The sequence below is a fragment of the Candidatus Woesearchaeota archaeon genome, from assembly GCA_018303405.1.
GTDB lineage: Archaea > Nanobdellota > Nanobdellia > Woesearchaeales > JABMPP01 > JAGVYD01.
In genome coordinates this window covers 65,887-84,124 of the sequence record JAGVYD010000014.1, presented here as the reverse complement: position 1 = coordinate 84,124, position 18,238 = coordinate 65,887, and the positions used below count along the sequence as shown (strand labels likewise).

12 protein-coding genes are annotated in these 18,238 nt (G+C 43.3%); 3 read left to right on the top strand and 9 right to left on the bottom strand.

The features are described 5' to 3' along the window. Positions 1 to 47: 47 nt before the first annotated feature. Complete coding sequence (locus J4227_05570) at positions 48 to 1,412, bottom strand: glycosyltransferase family 39 protein (GenBank protein ID MBS3109969.1); 1,365 nt, start codon at positions 1,410 to 1,412, stop codon at positions 48 to 50. Positions 1,413 to 1,653: 241 nt separating this feature from the next. Here J4227_05570 and J4227_05565 point away from each other — a divergent pair, with 241 nt between their 5' ends. Next, positions 1,654 to 7,077, top strand: coding sequence for a hypothetical protein (locus J4227_05565; GenBank protein ID MBS3109968.1), 5,424 nt, complete (start codon positions 1,654 to 1,656; stop codon positions 7,075 to 7,077). A gap of 25 nt (positions 7,078 to 7,102) precedes the next feature. Here J4227_05565 and J4227_05560 read toward each other — a convergent pair whose 3' ends face one another. The 4 genes from J4227_05560 to J4227_05545 form a co-directional block, all read right to left on the bottom strand. Then, positions 7,103 to 7,969 (bottom strand): hypothetical protein, encoded by an 867-nt coding sequence (locus J4227_05560; GenBank protein ID MBS3109967.1) that lies wholly within the window; start codon positions 7,967 to 7,969, stop codon positions 7,103 to 7,105. Positions 7,970 to 7,989: 20 nt separating this feature from the next. Further along, positions 7,990 to 8,670: a hypothetical protein gene (locus J4227_05555; GenBank protein MBS3109966.1), complete on the bottom strand. Its 681-nt coding sequence runs from the start codon at positions 8,668 to 8,670 to the stop codon at positions 7,990 to 7,992. Positions 8,671 to 8,793: 123 nt separating this feature from the next. Then, positions 8,794 to 9,816, bottom strand: a complete 1,023-nt coding sequence (locus J4227_05550; protein MBS3109965.1) for an archaeosortase/exosortase family protein — start codon at positions 9,814 to 9,816, stop codon at positions 8,794 to 8,796. Between the two features lie 307 nt (positions 9,817 to 10,123). Further along, a complete protein-coding gene (locus J4227_05545; GenBank protein ID MBS3109964.1) occupies positions 10,124 to 10,603 on the bottom strand; it encodes a hypothetical protein in 480 nt (159 codons plus the stop codon). 243 nt (positions 10,604 to 10,846) lie between these two features. On the opposite strand from J4227_05545, the gene J4227_05540 reads away from it, so the two are divergent. Then, on the top strand, positions 10,847 to 11,812 hold the full coding sequence (locus J4227_05540; GenBank protein ID MBS3109963.1) for an ABC transporter ATP-binding protein: 966 nt from the start codon (positions 10,847 to 10,849) through the stop codon (positions 11,810 to 11,812). Positions 11,813 to 11,854: 42 nt separating this feature from the next. After that, on the top strand, positions 11,855 to 13,570 hold the full coding sequence (locus J4227_05535) for an ABC transporter permease (GenBank protein ID MBS3109962.1): 1,716 nt from the start codon (positions 11,855 to 11,857) through the stop codon (positions 13,568 to 13,570). 284 nt (positions 13,571 to 13,854) lie between these two features. Here the strand turns inward: J4227_05535 and J4227_05530 are convergent, their stop codons facing one another. From J4227_05530 to J4227_05515, 4 genes are all read right to left on the bottom strand, one after another. Further along, on the bottom strand, positions 13,855 to 14,316 hold the full coding sequence (locus J4227_05530) for a hypothetical protein (protein MBS3109961.1): 462 nt from the start codon (positions 14,314 to 14,316) through the stop codon (positions 13,855 to 13,857). Positions 14,317 to 14,504: 188 nt separating this feature from the next. Further along, complete coding sequence (locus J4227_05525) at positions 14,505 to 14,882, bottom strand: hypothetical protein (GenBank protein MBS3109960.1); 378 nt, start codon at positions 14,880 to 14,882, stop codon at positions 14,505 to 14,507. 49 nt (positions 14,883 to 14,931) lie between these two features. Next, positions 14,932 to 16,212 (bottom strand): glycoside hydrolase family 57 protein, encoded by a 1,281-nt coding sequence (locus J4227_05520; GenBank protein ID MBS3109959.1) that lies wholly within the window; start codon positions 16,210 to 16,212, stop codon positions 14,932 to 14,934. Positions 16,213 to 16,351: 139 nt separating this feature from the next. Further along, complete coding sequence (locus J4227_05515) at positions 16,352 to 17,611, bottom strand: glycosyltransferase family 4 protein (protein MBS3109958.1); 1,260 nt, start codon at positions 17,609 to 17,611, stop codon at positions 16,352 to 16,354. Positions 17,612 to 18,238 lie beyond the last annotated feature (627 nt).

Below are 18,238 nucleotides of genomic sequence, written 5' to 3'. Positions count from 1 at the left end.
ACAAATTAGTTCTAAATCAGATATATCCTAGTTATGTAACACACTTACTAATCTCCGTATCTCTGGGAATTAGTGTAAACCGGAGCTCTGGACAACATTTTATTGATATAATACCCAATTTGAGTATTATTCCAATCCCACAAGACATCATGATTCTTATCAACATTATTTTCAATGTTCCAACTATTATCATATAGATAGGCACCAATCATTTGAATACTAAATGCTAACACCAACAAAAACCAAAATATCGACCTTTTCCATTTTGTGCCATACATTTCATTAAATGATAACGATAATAATATGATAATAAATGGTATAATATCCGAAATTGTTCTATATCCATAAGTGTATCCTCCCCACCAGTTAAACCATAGCGACGCTGTGATTAACAAACTTATTGAGCATACTAAAAGCAATATCCCAATGGGTTCTCTTTTCCAGGGCATGGCATTCAAAAATAACAACACAAAAAAAGGTGAATAAATGAATATACCTCTGCTGGGACTGAATAGGATACCAATCATTCCTTGAATCATATCACCCGACCATAAATATTGATCACTGGTTTGAATCAATGCGATGTTTTGACTCGCAATCAATTGTCCGCTTGCAAATATGTTCTGAAAATAGGCATAATTGTAAGCTGCGTAAACTGCAAAAAATGGCAATGCCATCAACATATAGTAGACAAATTGATCTCGATGCTTCCACACTATATATAAGCTAAAAATAATGGCGAACAATGCGCTCGTAGGCCTAATCAGCACAGAAAAGGCCAATGGAATGGCAGCATATTTTATATATTCTGATTCATTTTCTCCACGTATGACAAAATATGTCGCAAACAATAGCATCAGTTGATTGGGTCCATGTTGCCATGGTGCTTGGCTACTTATTGTCCACACATTTGTGCACAACGCAAAGGCTCCTGTTAAAATCACTGCACCACGGTCGGATGTTTTATATCTTAAAATTTTATATATAACTATGCTAGCTAAAGACATAAGTATAGCAGACGCAATTTTGAATGTCAACATTAATTTATACCAGCTGTCTGTACTAAACTTCAAAAAATAATTAGCAAAAGCCACAAATGGATAGTATATCATTGGTGCCCCTACACCATAAGTAGACAAATAATGATCATTAGTACCCCGGACAACATAATAAGGCAATCCATTCTTATCTGGATCATAGGGATAATTCACTTTGAGAAAACTTATATATTCATCTAGATCAAAATTGCCTTCATTTATAATACTCAGTGTCACATATTTAACAGGTACCGTGTCACCTCCAAAATCTCGAATCGGAGTTAAGGAAAAAAATAGGAAAGTGAGGCACGCGATAAGAATCTCTATTTTGTTATTAATTAAAAACCTTTTGAACCGATATTCAAATTCTTCCATCTACATTATCAGCTTCCATGTTTGTATTTAAATATTACTGTCCGGAACTTTGTTCCTAACGAATAAGTGATTTGCTTATTAGGAAATAACCTTGCACTCATTTCAAAACATACGAAAATTAAGGTTATTTCCTATAGGTTAATTTTCGCTATTTTTATCATTCTATAAACAAAATATATATAAACCCCTAAGAATATATTAATCTTAGGATTAAGTATTTATCTGACCATATTATACAACAATGATAAATAAAGACAAACGAGTCAAGATTCTACGCATTGCTGTGGTGGGAATACTCCTAGTCACAATGGTTTTCTTTTTTTACTCGATACGACAAGGTGGAATAATAGGTTTTGCTGTTTTAACACCTGAACTTGTGGGCAAGGATCCTTCACTGGTCTTAAATCTAACATTCAATAACCTTTCTGACCCGTGGAAAGATTACAGCGTATACGGGCACGTCTTTTCCGCAATGAACACTGTTTCGTATGCGGATAAGACCAAATGCAAATGGTATGGGTGTGCGGATTTCACACCTAATACCAGAGCGATGGGTAATTCAATAGATTATCTTAATTCCACGGCGCAGTGGACAGCTTCGGATGGTATAAGCATCATGTTTTGGCTTTACCATACAGTTGGTTCAAAAATTGATGGTGGTAAAAGTCAGGGTTATTTTATGATGTCTGATAACCCGGACCAAAGTTGGAAGGATATCCATGTTCAAAAACTTACCTCCTCCGGCTTCGGTATGGGATCCACCTTTGAAGCACGCGACGGAATTGTGAGTAATAGTGAAGGCTCTGTTAATTATTTTCACGATAATCAATGGTACCATTTCTTCATCTCTTATAATCCTAAGCAAGGCAGGCTCTACATCTGGAGAAATGGTATATTGATGGTGAACAGCAGTGAGCCATATGGCCCGCTAAATTATTCCAAGGGTGACAAGATCTGGATAGGAAGGCTTGACGGCATTGATATGCAGGGGTATATCGATGAGTTTGTTGTCTGGAACAGGAGCGATTTCACAGAAGATGATGTGCTTTTCTTCTTCAATAGCCAAAAAGCAGGGACACCTCCTGACAAGGATATTTATGTCAAGGACATAAAATACACACTGCCAATTGACTGGAATGCACCGAATAATCCACTGATACCGGGCACAATGAAGATAAATTTCACCCTGGCGAATGCGGGCATACAAACAACTGGAAGCTTCAATTACCAATTTGAACTGGACGGTAACATAGTGTGCAGCGGCCGTGTCTCTCTTAGTCCCCTCACTCAAAATATTGTAACATGTGACTGGGTCACAAGCTATGGGTTCCACAAAGGGCAAATCACAGTTGACACATCAGGTGAAATTGGTGAAGATGTCGAGACTAATAATGCCCAGAAGGTATACATCCCCTTCCTTGACAGGCCCTGGTTCCATTTCAACCTGAACGAGTGGAAAGATACCATAGAGCCATTTGACAAAAATCCTGCAAACTCTGTTGCATATGATGCTTATGATTGGGCTAAATCATTTGGCTGCTCCGGCTTCAGTGATTCATATACTGGCAACAATGTTGACCCTTATGGTAAGAAAGCTAGGGAATGCGCACTTGGGTGCCTGGTCAATAATTACCAGCAGCCGCAATATCCCAGCAAACAGCAATGCGATTCTGCACTTAAGCACCTGCTTGGATGGGCAAGCAGGAGTGTTACCAGCTACTCGAATGTCCAGGCCATGCATGAATTGGCGCATGTGGGGATGACTTATGACATTATGTTCCCTTACCTCACCGAGGAACAAAATTCACTTGTTACGCAACAGTTGCATGACATCTGCCAGCATGTAACAAATTTCCCCAATGCAAGGCCAGACCTTGATGACGACACAGCCATAGTTGGTGATAATGGCAAAGGCTTTGGAGCAGGAGTGGGCGGATTTTGCTACGCTTTGCTTGGCGCCTATTCTGAAAATCCCACTCTAATACAAAAGAATGAGCAAATGTACTCTGGCAAAAACATCGCTGATGAATGGATGGACCGCGAGATCAGCTATCTCAGGTCATTCAAGGACGATGCATGGGCAAAGTACCAGGAAAGGTGGGCATACAAATTCTACAGCCAATTCCATCTGGTTGAAAACTGGCTATTTGAGAAGAAATATGGCCTGGCTAATATTGACGAGTATCAAAATGCCCTGTGCTCCATGGCGCGGGAGATGATTACAGATACACTTGATTTTACATACAATGGCGATATCATTCGCAATGACCAAACGCGATATTTCCGAGGAGTACAGGCAGGTGATTCACGAAGTTATGACGATCCCTCCAGTGGCAAGTTGCAGTCTTATGCGCAATTCACATATTATGGACTACTCTGCGATGACTTAAACACAAAAAAAGCACTGCGATGGCTCAGGGATTATGCGCATACATCTGATACAACAAGCCAAAACAAGTACCTTGATGCATATTTGTATAGCCTATTGGTTGATTCAATGTCCGGCGCAGCAGCGGTGAGCCCATCCACAACTTTCCCGCATTTCATCTTCGACAATGCGAATGACATCATCACTCTAAGGTCCGACTACAGCTATTCAAATGATGACGTAATCCAGATTGACGGCGGCGAGGAAAAGGGTGCAGGCCATTCGCAGGCGCAAGGCTATTATCTTTACGCGCTCGGCGAGCCGTTCCTTGATTATGAACAAGTTCCATATTATGATGATGTCAGGCCTGAAATGTGGAAGAATGGCATCAGCCTCCAAAACAGCGCACAAACAGTTGAAGGCACGCAGGGAGCATGGTCCTACCAATGCGGCAATGCGCCATACAACCAATATTACGGCATGTCAACCTGCCCCAGTCCGGTTTACCCAGACGATTATCCAAATTACAGGCAGTTCCCGCTTGAATACGGCGGAGACGTAGAAAACTACGTAGGAACAAGCGACGGCGAATTTGCAGGCGCATATGTCTGGCGGCCGTACAAGAATGCCAACCCGGTAGAAGAGTACTTTGTGAAATACGGCGATTTGCTGGCCAAACGAACTATTGTCTCAGGGAATAAGCAGGGCCAGGGAGTCTATCATAATTTCATTAACATCGGGGAAGAATTCACGGAAATACGGAACGGCGCTGACCTTACCTTCACAAGGAACGGCAAGAATATGGACATAAACCTGGTCTTTGCAAACCAATCCATGGCTTTGGGAGGGGGAATAACCGGCCTGGCATACTGCTTCTCAAAAACATCATGCAGCGGCAGCTACAGGGGGTTGGGGCATTACAGGCGAACCTATCTCTACACCCCTGCAAATGATGTTGACTTCATAATAGCGCACAACTGGTACTACACAGGCGGCAAGCAGGCTGTGACTGCATTGACCAGCGGGCCTGACAAGGGCCTTCAGCAGGCAAGCAATGTCATAATCTACGACACAAACGAAGATGGAACTGCCAGCTACAATGGCAAGCAGGCAACTGGCTGGGCAATGGTTTACAATGACAATGCAAAGGAAATAGGTGCGTTCAACACAAATTCAATCACAGCAGGCGGGATACAACTGTTCACATCCAACAGCCCGATAGCTGTTTTCATAGCCAGGTCATCAGACAAGATAATCCTGACTGTGAACACAATGAAAAGGAACGGCTATATAGATTACCCGACAACCGTGCGCGTGACAATTGATGGGCAGGAGCTTGCCCTTAACTCGGATTTCACAATCACCAAGAATTCACAGGCTGTTGTAAATAAAGTCTCGGAATCAGGAACAAAAGTCACATTCGATGTCACATCAGGGCAGAACAGTGATTATTACACCATATTGGGCGGAGGCGTATACGAGGAAATACCTGAAGGCGATCCTTTGGTTGACAACCCTCCAAGCGCGACGGCCAACCAGCCGTCCTTTTTTTTTTCTTCGACAAGCTCAAGCAGTATTTCGTTCGATTGTTCAGCTAGTGATGACTATCTTCTCTCATCAGTGAGCCTTTACACAAACCAATCCGGCAAGCTGGCGCCTGTTTATACAGCAACTCCAAATGCAAAAACTTACACTCTTCTGACCTCAAGAACTTTTTCAGACGGGTATTATTCCTGGCTCTGCAGCGCCATTGACAATGCAAGCCAGTGGAAAAACACTTCGCTGAGAACAATATACATTGGCAACCACAGCCCGGCAGTAACGTTAATCCGGCCGGCGGACAATTACAATTCAGCCATTGCCACAGTTGACTTTTCCTGCACAGCCACAGATGCCGATGCTGACCTGGCCGGCATGAAACTTTGGACAAATCTCACCGGCGCATGGCTGGCATCTTACTCTGAGGCAGCATCGGGATCCAGCCACTCACTTGCAAAATCCCTGGCATTCAGCCCTGGATTTTATGCATGGACATGCAGCGCAAGCGACAGCATGGCCGGGCAGGCATTCGCGGCAACCCACTATCTTAATGTTTCAGAGGATTTGACTCCTCCCACTTACACAAAATTCGATGGCAGGACTACTGATTTCAGCTCATTGGAATCTTACAGCAACCTGGAAGATGTGACCATAGAAGACACTGCCACAGGCATGATTGTATTCACTGGCACCATAACAAGTGCCGCCGGAATTGACTTTGACAGCGCCATTACCATCGGAACAGCTTCCATAACAGTTGATGATGGCACTTACAGCCAGCTCAATGTGTCGGCAAACCTTACGCTTTACAACATAAACATGGCCAATCCGAGAATTCTGCAGGATGGAACAGCCTGCACCAGCTGTGAAAACAGGGCATATTCAGGCACGACTTATTCATTTACAGTGCCCCACTTTACAACTTTCACCATTGAAGAAACCCCGTCAAATGAATCGAATGACACAACAACAGGCACAACTGAAGGCAGTTCCAGCAGCTCGAGCTCCAGCTCTGGCGGCGGCGGAGGCGGAGGAGGCGGAGCCTCACTAGACGGGCCAGGCAAAGGAAATACAAAAGACCAGACTGAAAAACCGGCGCCCCCTGGCAAGGACAATACAGGCAAAGGATCGGGCAGCGAGAAGAAAACAACCCAGAATCTACTCCAGCGAATATTGTCGCCGGATGTAGCTTCGCCAAATGATGAAAGCGCAGCCAACCTTCCTGAAGGGCAAATATTCACGCAGCCCAATTTCAGGACATCCATCTCCTATCTTTTGATATTCGCAGGCACTGCGATTTTTGGCATGCTGCTTTTCCAGGAGACATCCAGAATAAAGAGGCTGAGGCACAGCCTTGGCTTGAATGCACAGCACCATGCTGTAAAATACATTAAGCATCATCTAAAATACGGCTACAGCTTCGAGAGCCTGAGAAAATCACTCCTCAAGAAAGGATATCCAAAAAGCGTGGTCGATGGGGCAATAAGCTATATGCGAAGCCAGGGGCACGAGCCGCTGAAAACCCATCCTGATGAAGCATCTGAGCCCATGGATGAAACAACCCTGCAATATACTGCCAATCTGCTTGTTGATTACATAGAAAAGCAGATGAATGAAGGCTTTGACTCAGATGATATTTCTGTTGCACTGCAAAGCTATGGCCATTCAAAAAAGGCTATAGAACGGGCAATTCACCAGGTTATGTCTGCACATACCCAAATTGCTGAAGCAGCAAAGCAAATAAAGAGAAGGCAATGAGTGCATGCAATCATAGCAATTTCTATTATTTGACACGAAGATGCCTAATCAATCCAAGAATTACAAGCGAAGTCCCAAACATCTCAAATGTTTCTTCCAATAAAACTTCTGCTGTGTAAACTAATGAATTATGGTTGCCAATAAAATTTACTGAAATGAATTCTAGTCCCATAGAGCCAATGCCAAGAATTCCTATTCCTGTAAAAATAATCCACAATATCTCTGTTTTTATTAATGATTTTATAGCTAAGAATAGGATCAATATAATCCAAATAATAATAATTGGAGCCATGACAACATACCATTTCCATGGGCTATACCATGAAAGAATTTCGTGCAATTGTGTTATTTCGTCCAGACTTAGGTATAGGAAACCTAATGCCAAGACCAGCATGAAATGTTTATTGTGCTTTTTCTCTTTACTTGCTGATGCAATGATTATTGCCAGTATCCCAGCTGCAGCCAATAAAGTTCCAGACAACCATGCTGGAAAATTGGATTCCGTATCAAAATTAAAATAATCTTGGAAAATCGTGCCCCTTGTGAATACATTGAATATAACTGCCAATAAAATAAACGAGATGATATGTATAAATACAATCTCCTCAACATAAAATGATTTAATGAACCTTATAATCCTATCGCGGTATTTTGTCCAAAAAATTAATGATAACCCGCCAAGAATCATCACGGTCCTGAGAAAAATTATTAATACAACATTCTCTTTGTTAATGTGATTATCCGGACTAATAGCTGTCTCAAGAAAATTAATTGTCATTACAGACCCTAAAAATATCAAGCCCAAGGCAATCGTTATTTGCAAAAAACTCATAAATCGGTTATTGTGTTTTTTGAGCTTTTGATTCATCATCTTTATTTTAGATTTTCTCATTGTACAACCACAGATATACTTTACACTTTATACCTTTTCCTGTTCTTATTTATGAAATATCCAGCGCTTCCCAATACTGCAAGCGCAGCAAGTGTGCCAAACTCAGGCACTTCAGCAGGTTTTTCATTGTTCTGAGGGAAAAATACAATCTCATTTTCTTCCTCATCGTCGCCATCATCTGATTCATTCTGGCCGCCATTGGAAGCATTGGTATCATTTGTTTCATTTCCAGGGCCGAATTCCAGGCCTTCAATTTCAAGCTCGATTGTTATGTTTGTTTCTGTTTCATTTGAGCTGTTATTCTCATCAAAAGGCATTATCAAATTGAATGTGAAAAATGAGTCTTCCTCTTCATCCTCTTCATTTTCATCATCTTCCGGGTTGCTTTCTGGCCCTGAACTGCCAGATCCCCCTTTTGAGCCGCCTTGCCCGTATGGGAGGCTGCCAAAAAAAGACCAGCTGGAATTGCTTGCATTTTCCGGCACTTCCTCTGGATTCCCTGAAATGTCTATTGAAACATTAGAATTGCCATTTGAAGAATTTGTTTCATTGAATGCCAAATCTTCATTTACAATGTTCCCAAAGTTCATGCTCTCCAACCCTAATCCTATATCGAACACTTCTCTGTCTACAACTGGCTTGCATCCGCTTAAAGCTATTGCAATAGCGATCAAGCATAGCATTTGGATTAATTGTTTCATGTTACCACTATTAAATGATACTTATTTATAAAGCTTTCGATTTGTCACTATCATTTAATAGTTACAATATCAGAATATAGGCTACTCCTATTTATTTTCATATATAAGCTATATAGAAACGCCTTATCTCTTGTTCCTGGGCAGGTAAACCCATTTGCTTCCATAATGCCAGAACAGCATAAAGAAGGCAAGGAACAGTATCCAGCCTATGTTGGTATGGAAAGTGTCAATGGCGAATTGCTGGTCATAATAGACACCGACCAAGAGCAGAACATAAACTCTCAGGATATTATATGCGACAGTGCCGATAATGCCCGGGATGAACAGGATGAACATCCTCTTTAAGTCCAGCCTCTTCCAGTCGAGGACAAGCAAAAGGGTATACAGGGAAAGGAACAGCAGCAATGAATCAATGCCAGAACAGGCGTCGCTAATCCCAACCATAAACCCTTCAACGCCCAGCCTTGGCCCCTGGGTAACTGTTCCAGGTGAAAAATAAACATTGTCGAATGTCAGCGAGAGCATATGGTAAATTGTCTTGGCAACAAAATAGGACAAGTGATACCATATCTTCTGGAAGAGCTGTATTATATAGAAATACACAGCGCCGATGGCCAAAAATGTCAATATAGACTTCCAGTGCCTTTTGCCAAAAGACCTGGTGAAGTCAAGTGTATACACGGCCATGCCGAGGAAAGCCACAAAGCACAGAAGCAAAAGGTATTTCAGGCCTGTAAGGAAGCCAGCTGATGCAGCTGCCTGGCCGGGATTGACCTTTATCCAATATTTCAGGAAATAATGGGCTGCAATAGAAAGCAGGGAAAGGCAGGCCATCCACACTGTCTCGCCCCATCTCCTGCGGGTGGGCTTTACAGCCTTAATGGATTCCCTGTTCCATACAACAAATGCAATGATTGCAAACACAATGGCATTCAAAAAATCAGTCTTTCTCAGGCCGGAAAGCCAGGGAATATAATATGAGTCGCCTATTGCCAGGTATTTGACAAAGAATGGCAGATGCCTAATCCAGAGGAACAATGCAAAATACAGGCCAAATAATATGCTAAAGAAGACAACAGACCGGATTAAAAACTGGTAGAGCCCTGTTCTTTTCTTCAATTCCTTCCATTTTTGCGCTATTTTCATGGATTGTCCCCTGCCTGATCCACTATATGAATATTCACTACTGTGTGGTTGGTGTAATCAATGCTTATTGATAAACCTTTACATTAAACACCAGTCAAGATTATAATGCCATAATGTGAAGAAATCAGATAAAATGTTTGGAATTTTCCACTAGTTTCTAACTGGTGGCTGGAAAGCCAATGTCAAACTTTCAAGTGAAAAATTCCTAACATGCTCAAGAACCACGAGGTCTGTGGAACTAAGCATGACATTTCACTGGTCTCTGACCGGTGGTTCTTGACAAAAGAGAAAAAAAAGAAAGGAAAATTTACTTCCTTCTCTTGTAGATGAAGTAGCCTGCGCCGCCAAGAACTGTCATGGCTGCGATAACGCCGAATTCAGGGACATATGCAAGTGCGCCTTCTGAATCGACATCAACTGCGCCATTCTTGCTCAAGACGCTGTATGCGAATGTTCCGCCTGGAGCTGCGTTGGTTGCGAGTGTAACTTCTCCGCATCCAGCTGCATCGGTTGGTGAGGTCTTGACAGTTGCGCTGAAGATTCCAGCTGCATTGCCATTCTCTGCAACACTGCAGACTTCATCATTGTCCAAATCCTGGCACTCTGAGGTGATGTACAAGTCCAGATTTGTGTATGGCGAATTATCTGCCTTTGTCACGCACACAACCACATCTTTGGAATCGGTGTGATCCAAGTGGACCAACTGTGGTGTTATTGTCATATCAACTGCTGACACTGCACCCACAAGCATGAGTGCGACCATCAAAATTGTTGCTATAGCCTTCATTTTATTACCCCCATTTTATTATTATTTCCACCTGGTTCCAGCCTTGCGACAAGACCAGGTTCAATCATTCACACCCCATTTTAACAGCAATATGCTGTTATGCGGATTGTAAATATGCTTCATTTATAAAGCTTTGCCTTTTTGTTACTAAGACATAGTTATTTCGAGGGAAAAAATAACTATAGTTATCCATCAATATCTGCATCCATAACTTTAAATAATGAGCACACCTGCTTTAAAGGCATGGCAAGCGAGATCAAAGGTCAACTTCTGAAGCTTGAGAACCTGTCAGTGGAGCTTGGCGGCAAGAAAATCCTCCAAAATATCAACCTGAACATCAGGGAAGGTGAAATGCTTGGGATTGTGGGCGTCTCAGGAGCTGGGAAAACAACCCTGCTGAATGCCATCATAGGCTATTATCCCATAACATCAGGGAGGGTCATGTACGGCTCCAAGATTGCAGGGAAATTTGTGCCGGGCATGGAAAACCCTGAATCATACAAAAGGCTCTTCGGCTTTTCAACCCAGGACCCCTCATTTTACCCTGAGCTTACAGTCTCGGAAAACCTGAATTATTTTGCAGGGCTATATAACCTCGGCAAGTCGATTAAGGAGCAGAATATCAAAAAGGCGCTTGAGCTTGTGGAGCTGCATGACTTTGTGTCAATGCCTGGCAAAAACCTCTCAGGGGGAATGAAAAAAAGGCTGGACATTGCATGCGCCATTGTGCACAATCCCAAAATCCTCATTCTCGACGAGCCGACTGCTGACATGGACCCGATACTCAGGGTTCAAATGTGGGATGTAATGGAGAATATCAACAGAAGGGGGACAACAATCATTGTTGCCAGCCATTTTCTCTCCGAGCTTGAGCATTTCTGCGACAGGATTGTCTTTCTCCATACAAGGAAGGTCGCGTTTTTCGGGACAACCAGCGAATTCCGGCAATTCCACTCCAAAATAAAGGAAATCCAGATTATAACGAGAGACGGCAAATATGATGCCGTTCTGAAAAAAATCCTTGGCCTGCCATTCATAGAAGTCAAGCATTCAAACTCCAGGAAAAACAGGATAATCCTCCAGGCAAAACAGCAGGAGCACATAATCAACAATGCACTATCCAGGGTATTGACCAACGAAGACATTGAGAATCTTGAAATCAGGAATCCGTCCATGGACACCCTTTTCAAGATGTTCCTGGATAAATAAGCTACTGAAACAAATTAATGAAGCTCCGGAGACAAAAACCAAATGAAAAGAATCGGCCTGATCATGAAGAAGAACCTGACCATCATGCTTAAGTCCAGGTGGTGGGCCATTGTCTTTATCCTGCTTCCATTGCTCATAATCTTCCTAGCCGGGATAGCATTCGACAATCTCAGCGAATACAAAATCAAGGTAAGCATCTATTCTGGCGGCTATTCAAGCCTGACAAACTCATTTATCGCAAAATTAAATGCAGACCCGCTCCAGACGGTGAAAGCATCCTCGGAAGCATCCTGCATAGACAATGTGAAAATCGGGCTTGCGCACACTTGCGTTATTTTCCCGCCTGGCATGGAAATTGGCGGAGCCAACAATGAGATTTCAATATTCATCGACTATTCAAACCTCAACCTCGCCTGGGTCGTGAGGGACAGGCTGTATTCCAAGCTCGAGGAGAGGTCAAAGGAAATTTCTGCGGGCATCACGAATGACCTGCTTGGCAAGGCCAGCTTTATCAATGATGAAATGGCCAAAGACCTTGCCTACCTTGAAACGCTGGAAGGGAGCAATGCAGAAATCATCACACGGTCGGGCGAGGCAAAGGAAATCCTTGACAGCCTCAATAGAAGCATCAGGCTCAACTCATCCGACATTGATTCCGTCGACAGCAAAATCCGCTCTGTCAAATCCACTGTGGACTCAGCAATGGCAGACTCAAAGGATGTGCTTGACTTTGCCGACCTCCTGGTCAGGAGCGGGGATTTCAGCGAGTCTGATGAAAACAAGCATTTCCAGACCTACAGGAATTACCAGAAAATCATCCTTGGCCATGAAAATTACATCAATAACCTTTTCAGCTCATCTTATGCAGGCACGATCAACAATAGCCTGATGGCATTGCGCGTCAAGGTCGAAAACCTGAATTCCAATTACGCCACTGTCGAGCAGCAGCTATCGGGCAGCAGCGACCAATATGCGGCAATTTCGGGCCTGGCGTCCACAGGCGGCAAAGTGGCAAAGAGGCTGAAAACATCATTGGCAGATATCCAGAAAAGGCTGAGCTCAATTGGCGACGTCGAAGCTGAGCAGCTTGCATCACCCGCCACTGCGAACATAAAGGCATTGAGCACTTACAACTCCAACCTGGACTTTGTCTTTCCCACACTGATGGCCATATCAATAATGTTCGCAGGCATTTTCCTCGCCGCAATAGTATTCGTGGTTGAGCACAATTCCCCTGCACAGTTCCGCAACTCAGTGTCGCCAACCCATAAAATAGTCTTTTTTATTGCAGATTTCCTCACAAACCTGAGCCTGGTCAGCGTCCAGATAATCATAATGCTCAGCATAGCCTTTGCATTCTTTTTCAACACAATTGTGACAAACCTGTGGACCACGCTTGCCATCTGCATTCTTGTGGCTGCCTTCTTTGTGCTGTTCGGGGCCCTGATTGGTGTAATTTTCCGCTCAGAGTCAATAACCATACTTGCTTCAGCGCTCATATCCTCAAGCCTGCTGTTGTTTTCAAACCTGCTCATACCAATAGAGAATATCCCTTCTGACATCCTGAGGATAATCCAGTTCAACCCATTCATACTGTCAGTATCCCTGCTCAGAAAGGCGATTATTTTCTCACAACCGCTTCCGGTCCTGAAGGATGAGCTTTTGACACTGATGCTCCTGGCCGAGATTGTCCTTGCATTGTATATCATCATCTACTGGGCAACAAACCGGACCAGGTTCACGAGCCAGAGAAATTAAAGCTGCAAAATTCCAATAGATCAAAACTTCTACTATAACAAAACCTCACATCAAAAATTCAGTATAGGTGTAGTCAGAACATTCAACATAATCAGAATCAATTTAAAATGTCAGAATTTTCCACCCAGTCTGTGACTGGTGGCAAGCTTTGCTTGCATTTTCTCTCACTCGGTTGGAAAATTCTGATCATGCTCAAGAACCACGAGGTCTGTGGAACTAAACATGACATTCCACTAGTCTCTGACCGGTGGTTCTTGACAAAATAGAAAAAAAAGAAAGGAAATTTACTTCCTTTTCCTGTAGATGAAATAGCCTGCGCCGCCAAGAACTGTCATGGCTGCGATAACGCCGAACTCTGGAACGTCGTTGCCGCCGTCATCCCAGCAGAATGTCATGTGGCTGAGGTCGTATGGCTTTCCATTGGCTGGATTAGTCGGTGACGTCAAATCAGTATCACCGAAGGATGCTGGGTCATAATAATATACGTTGGCATTTGGGCCACCCTTTGCAATCACTGCATCCATTCCAAAGGTTGAAGACCAATCAAACTGGCTGTCCAAGATGGTTGTAATCGCGCCGTCAAAGAAAATTCCACCTGCTGGTGGATCTATCTTATATTCGTTGTCAAATCCGAGGTCCTCACAATCCGGGTTGCCCTCCATATAAACTGGCTCCACGGAAGCTGCTGAAACCACACTGATTGCCAGCACAAATACTGCTGCAATCGCATATAATAGCTTTTTCATGCACAATCCCCCCATTCGGTTTTGTTTAATTATTTATTGTCGGTGCAGCCTTTTGATTAACATCAAAATGACTGCAGACCCCTTTTCTGAATGATTCCAAGGCTTATTATTTATAAAGCTTTGTATTTTTACTATTTCAGAATGGTATACCCTCTTAACAATTGTTCATCTGCAAAAATCAGCCGGAATCAGGCTGACTTATGCAAATAGCGAAGCATAACCACTTCATGCTTTTCCTTGGTCCTTGCATGGAGCAGCTTTTCAGCCAATTTCGGCTCCTGAAACACATCCTTTATCCAGTTATGGAAGTCATTCTTGCTGTCTGTGACATGGTAATAAAAAGTGTCATCAGACATGTGCTCAAGGGCATTTGCAAAATCACTTAAGCTGGCATAGCTCGAACCGTCAATTGCATGAAATGCCTGGCCTGGCTCGCAGCTCTTGTCATAGCTCGCGTGCTTTTTTTCAGCCTTTACCCTCTTTTTCTTTTCCTTGCCCAAAATTTCACCTCTTCTTTGCTTGAATGCCTGGAACAAAAGATTGTCAGCATCCTCTGTCCCGCTCATTTCAATTCTCATTCTTTTTTGATAATAGGCAACTGGTCTCTAAGCAGCATCATTGGCCGCCAATAATCCTGCTCGGATTTTCGCTAAGGGCAACATTGGCCCACATTTTGGCAGCTGTGCCTGGAACTGATTTCTGCTGCCGGGGCATTGCACCCAATATCCTGCCACTTATATCATTCAGCACATTCATGTAGGCAATGAACCCCTCATAAGGCGAATCATACGGGTTGAAATACTTGTGAACGTCACCGTCGGCAAACCACTTTGTGCACATGTAATAGAAATGGTCAGATGTCAATAATTTCCTCCAGTCCGCAATCAATCTTTCATCCCCTGTTTCCTTGACCCTTTTTTCCATTGCATAGATCTCGCGCAATGCCGCATTCTGCATGTCATTGCCAATCCAGGCCGAGAGGTCCCTTTCAACATCTGCCCAGGAAAGGAAGCTGTGGATATCCACTTCATCTTTTGGCTCATGCCTTGCCACAAGCTCCGACGGAGTCACAAAGCCGTTGTCAGGATGGCTGAGTATCTCGCCGGGCAGCTGCTTCAGGAATTTGAAAATGCCGGTTGTTGACCACTGGTGCTCGCCGAAGGTCTCATAATCCATGAACAGGTTTACATTTGTCCCATTGCCGTTCACTTTGTTTATCCATCCGGCATATTTTGGCGCTGTCAGCGGATGCTCTTTCCAGTCGTGGTTTGAAAACCTGAATGCAATGTCATCGCTCAGCTTGTAATTCTTGAGAAGCAGCTTGATGCTCTTGCAGGTTTTTGGGCGGTAGACAAAATTGGGGGACCGCCATCCAAGGTAATGGTCCCATCCCTCTGCCATGATTCCCTGGTAGCCCATCCCCTCAATGAAATTCGCCAGTTCATTATTGTAGATGAGCTCAGTATTCCTGAAAATTTTAGGGGCCTGGCCAAAAAGCTGCCTTATTTTTTTCCTGTGCAAATCAACCTGTTCCCTGAATTCATCCTTGGAATAAAGGTAGGATAGAGAATGATGGTATGTTTCAGAAAGGAATTCCACGCAGCCGGTCTCATTCAGCTTTTCAAAGCTTTCAATCACTTCGGGCGCAAATTTCTCAGCCTGGTCGAGCCACACCCCTGTAAGGCTGTAGCTTATCTTGAATTTTCCGCCGTGCTGGCTAATAAGCTCAAGCATAAGCCTGTTTGCAGGCAAATAGCATTTCTGGCTGGCCCGCTCAATGATGGCCCTGTTTTTATGGTCGTCAAAATAATCACTGCGATGGCCTATGTCAAACACCTGGTAATTCCTAATCCTTTCAGGCTGGTGAACCTGGAAGTAAAAGCAGACATCTACCATTTGGCTATCCACCTGGTACAGGCGTCACCGCGACACTCTTGTTTTATTTTACCTAGCGTTTGGAGGCTTTGAGCCTCCATCTTTTCTATCAAATCTTTTGTAAAAGATTTGCTTCGGAAGTAAAAGCAGACATCTACCATCAGGCAACACCCCTGCCCCTGCCAATCGAAGCCTGCCTGGCCTCGTTGTAAACTGCAATGCATTTCTCTGCTGAATTTTCCCATGAGAATTTTCTCACTTCAAAGCTTCCATTCTCTCTCAGCGAGCGATTCATGGTCTGGTAATTCAATGCTGCCATCATCTTGTTTGCGAGGTCATTAACATCCCAGAAATCAGCTTTCAGGCAATTGGATATAACCTCTGATACACCGCTTTGCTTGGAAATCAGGACAGGAACACCATTCCTCATTGCTTCCAGCGGTGTAATGCCAAATGGCTCTGAAACAGATGGCATGACATAAAGGTCGGCCATCCTGTAGGCACGGTCAACATCGGTGCCTGTCACAAATCCTGTGAAGAGCACATTCTTTGAGATTCCCATCTCTGCTGCCTTATTGATCAGGAAGGGCATCATGTCACCCGTCCCGGCAATTATAAATTTAACGCGGGGGTCGAGGTCCAGAACCTTCTTTGCTGCATACAAGAAATAGTCCGGACCTTTTTGCAGGGTGACCCTGCCGAGGAAAAGCACTACCTTTTCCCCGTTGTTTTTTCCGGACCCCGCGTTAAAAAAATGAGCCTGAGAAGACAATTCAACAGCATTGTGGACTACCCTTACCTTGCCTGCCGGCACGCCATAATGCTGGACAATCTTGTTTTTAGTGAAATTGCTGACAGCAATAACCATGTCAGCAGCATGCATGCCTTCCCTTTCAATGTCATACACATGCTGGTTCGGGCTTCCGCCTGTCCTGTCAAATTCTGTGGCATGCACATGCACAACCAAAGGCTTGCCTGTACTTGTCTTGACATTAGCGCCTGCCTTGAATGTCATCCAGTCGTGCGCATGAATCACATCAAAATCTTCATGCTGGGCCAGAATTTTGGCCTTTTCCGCGTACCTTTCAACTTCATCAAACAAGTCATTGCCATAAATAGTTGCATTATGGCCCCCCCATCCTTTGATAAGCATATTCCTTATTTTTTCATCATAAGCAGCGGAATCAATATACCCCCTAAGTGGGCTTTTGATAGGCCTGAATTTGACATTCTTTAGCCTAATGCCTTCAGCAGAAACAATGTTTAGGTGGTCGGCAAAATCCGGAGAATAGCCTTTTGGGAGGACAAATGTGACTTCCACCCCTTTGTTGCTTAAGCCTTTTGTCAGGCCATAACATGCGGTGCCCAAGCCACCGCTGCTAATCGGGGGGAATTCCCACCCGAACATTAATACTTTCATCAGGTCCTCTTACTTTTTTAATAATAGCCTCTTTTGCGAATTTATAAAAAAGGTCAAATTTGGGCAAGGTGTGTTGCCTACCATTGTCTAAGCATCCAACTAACTCACGTTTCACGTAGTGCAATAAACTTGTATGCAGCAAAGTTTAACACTGTTATTAATGTCAATCCACCAATGTTTATTATATACACTCTCCAATATGAAAAATATTAACTGAGTATATAAATTTTACTATGTAAATGGCGCTGTCCAGAATCTCGCCTTCGGCTCGAGTTTTGGCATCTGTTCGCCTTCAACTCCAGGAAGAAATTGCATTTTTCTCTCTGGAACTCCGAAAAATGCCTTATGTGAGAATTGATAAGTCTCACAACCTTGATGCCAAAACCAAGTCTCTGGACAGAGCCTATGTAACTTAGCCAATCTGCAATATTCCCTCATCTATAGCCTGAATAATAGAACTCACAGCCAAGCAATGCTCCGGTACTCTCTGAAAACTTTCTATCAAATTATATCTCACTTTTAATGATTATTATATAAAAATCACCATATTTTATTCTATATTTGGAATATTTATATCATTTTATGCAAAATCATAACATATTTATATATCATGCACTTTAGCACATT

What these genes read in the sequence shown, in the direction of transcription:
- J4227_05570 (MBS3109969.1), bottom strand. Translation starts at nt 1,412, where the DNA reads ATGGAAGAATTTGAATATCGGTTCAAAAGGTTTTTAATTAATAACAAA.
- J4227_05565 (MBS3109968.1), top strand. Translation starts at nt 1,654, where the DNA reads ATGATAAATAAAGACAAACGAGTCAAGATTCTACGCATTGCTGTGGTG.
- J4227_05560 (MBS3109967.1), bottom strand. Translation starts at nt 7,969, where the DNA reads ATGAGAAAATCTAAAATAAAGATGATGAATCAAAAGCTCAAAAAACAC.
- J4227_05515 (MBS3109958.1), bottom strand. Translation starts at nt 17,611, where the DNA reads ATGAAAGTATTAATGTTCGGGTGGGAATTCCCCCCGATTAGCAGCGGT.
- J4227_05545 (MBS3109964.1), bottom strand. Translation starts at nt 10,603, where the DNA reads ATGAAGGCTATAGCAACAATTTTGATGGTCGCACTCATGCTTGTGGGT.
- J4227_05530 (MBS3109961.1), bottom strand. Translation starts at nt 14,316, where the DNA reads ATGAAAAAGCTATTATATGCGATTGCAGCAGTATTTGTGCTGGCAATC.
- J4227_05555 (MBS3109966.1), bottom strand. Translation starts at nt 8,670, where the DNA reads ATGAAACAATTAATCCAAATGCTATGCTTGATCGCTATTGCAATAGCT.
- J4227_05550 (MBS3109965.1), bottom strand. Translation starts at nt 9,816, where the DNA reads ATGAAAATAGCGCAAAAATGGAAGGAATTGAAGAAAAGAACAGGGCTC.
- J4227_05540 (MBS3109963.1), top strand. Translation starts at nt 10,847, where the DNA reads ATGGCAAGCGAGATCAAAGGTCAACTTCTGAAGCTTGAGAACCTGTCA.
- J4227_05520 (MBS3109959.1), bottom strand. Translation starts at nt 16,212, where the DNA reads ATGGTAGATGTCTGCTTTTACTTCCAGGTTCACCAGCCTGAAAGGATT.
- J4227_05535 (MBS3109962.1), top strand. Translation starts at nt 11,855, where the DNA reads ATGAAAAGAATCGGCCTGATCATGAAGAAGAACCTGACCATCATGCTT.
- J4227_05525 (MBS3109960.1), bottom strand. Translation starts at nt 14,882, where the DNA reads ATGAGCGGGACAGAGGATGCTGACAATCTTTTGTTCCAGGCATTCAAG.